Genomic DNA, 4,337 nt, shown 5'->3' with positions numbered 1-4,337 from the left:
GACCCCATATGGTATGGCAGGTGATGCAATTCTTTGAAAGAAACAGCTTCCAGCCCTTGTTGGCATCTTCCGGGAAGATAAACGCGGCATCACCTTTCTTTTCCATTGCACTCCGGACTTTGTGCGGCAGAAAGATTCCTGTGCAGATCAGAAACAGAACAAGGAAAAATAAAAAAAAGGGGGTTACTTGATCTTTGAGTTGATGCATGCTTTTCATAAATCCCTCCTCGGCAAACTCAGTGTTGCCAATAAAGGTTTCTGCATGGGTGAATGTTTTTTTTTCACATCATCATCTAAATCATCTTTCATGTCGGGGAGATAGGTTTTGACCCTCCCCGAGACTTCGGCCACGGCATGCTTCCTCCCTTCTTGGATCTCCCATATGGAGACAATGGGAAAGAATTTGGTGAAGAGTACGTAGAGCAGAATGAAAAAAGCGAAACATCCCGCAAGCAGCGACAGCTCAACCCAGCTCGGATGATAAACGCCGCGCTCGTAGGGAAGTCTCGGGTTGGCGAGCGTGGGAACAACGATGATGAATCGTTCCAGCCACATGCCGATGGTAATGGCTGCGGATGCAAATACACACCCCTTGATGGTACGCAACTTGCGGTTGCTGAGAAAGATGCCGGGAATGACCAGGCAACAGAGGACCATCCCCCAGAATTCGAACCGGAATTCACCGGTGAACTTGGCCCAGAAGACCTGCATGTGGGAGGGCTCTGCGCCGTAAAAGGTGGTCAAATATTCGGAGAAGGTGAAATAGCTCCAGAGAAGGGTCATCACAAAAAGGAGCATCCCAAGGTTGTTGAAGTGGACGTCTTTCAGGTAACCCTCGAGGTGATAAACCCATCGGATCAGGGCCATGGCGATGATCAAAGCCGCAATGCCGGAATAGATGGCGCCCACCACAAAATAGGGTCCGAAGATGGCCGAATGCCACATGGGCTGGATGGTCATGGCAAACACGAAGGAGACGACCGTATGCACCGATACGGCGACCGGGATGACCAGAATGGCCATGACGGAGATCGCCGTTTCAAGACGATGGAACTGTCTCGGGGTTCCGGTCCACCCGAGGGCCAGAACCGTATAGAGCCATTTGCGCTTGTTTGCCTTGTCCCGCATGAGAGCGATGTCCGGGATCAGGGGGAGGAAGAGATAGACCGTGCTCGCCGTCAGGTAGATGGTGATGCTGGTGACGTCCCAGAGAAGCGGAGACTCAAATCGTCCGAATTTGATGATATTCATGATCCGGTCGGGACGTCCCAGATCCATGAGGATGCTGGCCACACCGAAGAAGATGACCATGACCGTGATCACCTCCGCGGACCGGGTGATGGCCCTGCGCCACTCGGCCTGGGCAATCCTGAGAATGGCCGAAATCAAAGTACCGGCATGGCTGATCCCGATGAAAAAGACAAAGTTCGTAATATAGAACCCCCAGTAGACCGGCCTGTTCAGGCCCGTCACCCCGAGCCCGTTGCCCAATTGATGGAAATAGGCAAAGAAACCCCAGGCCACGATCAGGGAAAGAAGGAATACCGTGATGTAGTAGTTCCGGTTGGCCTCCAGAACCGGTTTGAGGAGAATTTTTTCATCGTATTCAAACGCCTTCTTCAGGTCCATGTCACACTCCTTCGCTTAAGTAGATTACTTTGGGGTGGGTTCCCAGGTCTTCCATCAGAAGGAAGGCGCGTTTGCTCCGGGCAAGGATGGACACCGTTGATTTCGGGTTGTCCAGATCGCCGAAATACATGGCCTCTGCCGGGCAGGTCTGGACGCACGCCGGGATATAGTCGTCGGGTCCGAGTTCGCGGCGTTCATATCGGGCCTGGTCTCTTGCCTTTTGGAGGCGGTGATGGCAAAACGTGCATTTTTCCACCACGCCGTTGTATCTGACGGTCACATCGGGATTCAAATATTTTTCCATGCCTTTGGGCCATTCCGGTTTGAACCAGTTGAAGTATTTGACCGTGTACGGACAGGCGGTCGTGCAGTAGCGGCATCCGATGCACCGGGCATTGATCTGGCCCACGATTCCTTCGGAACTGATCTGCGTGGCGCCGACGGGGCAGACCTTGATACAAGGCGGGTTTTCACAGTGCATGCAGGGCCGCGGCAGAAGGCGCATCCGTACATGGGGGTATTCTTCATCCACGAAAGGGATCATCTCCAGCCAGTGGATGCTCCGGCCGACCTCTGTGGTTTCAGGATTTGAGATCGGAACATTGTTCTCCGCCTGACAGGCCACCACACAGGCCTGACATGCCGTGCATTTATCCAGGTCGATCACCATTCCCCACTTTGCCATAGGTCTTGCTCCTTTTGTGACGCAAAGATTTATGCATTCGTTTTAGTTAATCTGACTCGGGAACGCTGGAAATGAACCTTACCGGTGAACGGCTCCTTTTCAGCAAGGAGGATCTTGAGGACGTTCTCCCCGATCCCGCTGGTCCATCTCCCGCCCGATGCATGCCCGAGGCCGACCGGAAGGTTGATGACGTCCGGCATGGCGCCTTTGAAAAGCCGGGCCTGGGCCTTGATTTTCCCTTTGGGGGACTCAACCCAGACCCAATCCCCGTTTTGAATGCCGATTTTATCGGCCGTTTCCGGATTGACTTCGACCCAGGTATGCCATCTCTGATAAACATGAAACCCTGTGATATCCTGCAGCCAGGGCTGATTGGTATGGTTGAGTCCGCTGAGAATGGGAATGACGTAAGGATTCAGCTCGAGATCATAGAGGGTCTCATTCCCCTTGGATACGCCCGGATCCCCCATAGGGAGACAGGCGGCGTCAAGCTTGTCCATGTCCACGGGTGAGGGTATCTTCTGGAGGAGCAGATCTTGATCCTTGGCATTCAGGTTGCTGAAATATTTTCTGGCCGTCAGTGAATAAAATTCAAACCGTCCCGAAGGGGTGGAGAGGACCCTTTTCCATTCCCATGGATAATAAACCGGATCCCACCATCCGCCCCGTTCCTCGACATCGGCCAGGAATTTTTCAAACGGCTCCCGGCTTCTCACCTTCCAGCCGCTCTGCTCAAGGAGTTTGGTCCAGAGTTCTTCGAGCTGAGCGCCGAAGGCCTCCCCGCGGCCTGATGCGTGGAGAGGCTTCAGAGATGCCTTGATCAGATCCTCGGATTTTAGGGATGGAAATGCATTGGAGACCGGTTTGCCCAGAATTCCCGTAAGGGCCGTCAGGATTTCACAGGTATCCCGTGTATCATATGTGGGCGCCGCCACGGGCTGCGCCACGCTGACCACAGGATTCCCCTTCAGGGTGAAGCTCTCATCCATCTGCCATTTCTCCAGATAGATGGAATCGGGCAGGATGAGGTCCGCATACCGTGTCGTTTCATCCATGAAAGAGGAGAAGCTGACCACGGTCGGAATTTGTTTCAGGGCTGAAATCAGCCGGTCCGGTTCCGGACTCTCATACATTGGGTTCGCGTCATGAACCAGGAGCATCTCGATGGGATAGGGTTGTTTTTTCAAAATCTGTTCTGCAAGATTCTCCGGAGCATCTTGAACCAGCGAATACCTGTTCCTTCCGGCCCCGTCTATCCTCGGCATGGACCGTCCTTTGACGGAGACCGGATCGGGAGAGAACGGCGGGAGAGGTATTTCCGGAAGTTTTGCATTGGATAAAATTCCTCCCTTTTTCTGGATGTTTCCGACCAATCCGTTCAGGGCATGTATGGCCATCCGGTTGTAGATCCCCTGGTTGCCGATCCACTCTCCATCGTTACCGATTGCCACCCCAGGCTGACGATGGGCGAATTCCCGGGCCAGACTGATGATCGTGTCCCTGGGAACCCCGGTTATTTTGACCACTTTTTCCAGCGGATATTCCTGAATGACCAGGGTCTTGAAGCCGGGGTGTGAGGCGCCTTTTTCGTCTGTCCAATCCTCGAATCCCAATGTCCGTTCTGCTATGAACCCCTCATCATAACGCTTCTCGATGATGATCACCGAGGCAATGCCCATGGCAAGAACTCCCTCGGCGCCGGGATGGATGGGGACCCATTGATCGGCCTTGGCCCCTGTGACGGAAAGACGCGGTTCGATATGAACCAGTTTGCCTCGCGTCTCTTTGCTCCCCCTCCGAAACTTTCCATAGGCGCGGAAAAGCTGCACTGAGGACCAGTGATCTTCGAGGAGACCGCTGTTAAAGGAGAGAATGGTGTTGCAATCCTCAATATCATAGGTGATCCCGGCATCCGGCCCTTGCATCAAATGAAAGGCCGGGGTTCTTCCTGATGAACGGTCCGATTGATACCGTATCAGGTTGGGCGAACCAAAGGCTTCCATGAAACGTTCAGAGACATTCC

The 4,337-nt window shown here is 53.5% G+C and carries 3 protein-coding genes and 1 pseudogene; all 4 read right to left on the bottom strand.

Translation table 11 applies throughout. The annotated features are described in order from the left end of the window. Positions 1-217 (bottom strand): annotated as a pseudogene (locus tag AUK29_10315) (hypothetical protein). Further along, positions 214-1,629, bottom strand: coding sequence for a hypothetical protein (locus AUK29_10310; GenBank protein ID OIP61404.1), 1,416 nt, complete (start codon positions 1,627-1,629; stop codon positions 214-216). Before AUK29_10310 ends, AUK29_10315 begins: the two are co-directional and overlap by 4 nt. Before the next feature lies 1 nt (position 1,630). Then, positions 1,631-2,314: a hypothetical protein gene (locus tag AUK29_10305; protein OIP61403.1), complete on the bottom strand. Its 684-nt coding sequence runs from the start codon at positions 2,312-2,314 to the stop codon at positions 1,631-1,633. A gap of 29 nt (positions 2,315-2,343) precedes the next feature. Beyond that, positions 2,344-4,337, bottom strand: a 1,994-nt coding sequence (locus tag AUK29_10300) for a hypothetical protein (protein ID OIP61402.1), incomplete at its 5' end; no start/stop codon positions are given.

Source organism: Nitrospirae bacterium CG2_30_53_67, assembly GCA_001873285.1.
Taxonomy (GTDB): Bacteria; CG2-30-53-67; CG2-30-53-67; order CG2-30-53-67; family CG2-30-53-67; genus CG2-30-53-67.
Note: the sequence above shows the minus strand (reverse complement) of the source record. Positions and strands in the feature narration are given on the sequence as shown.

Bases quoted from the DNA above. Each gene is read 5' to 3' on its own strand.
- AUK29_10310 (OIP61404.1), bottom strand. From the start codon at position 1,629: ATGGACCTGAAGAAGGCGTTTGAATACGATGAAAAAATTCTCCTCAAA.
- AUK29_10305 (OIP61403.1), bottom strand. From the start codon at position 2,314: ATGGCAAAGTGGGGAATGGTGATCGACCTGGATAAATGCACGGCATGT.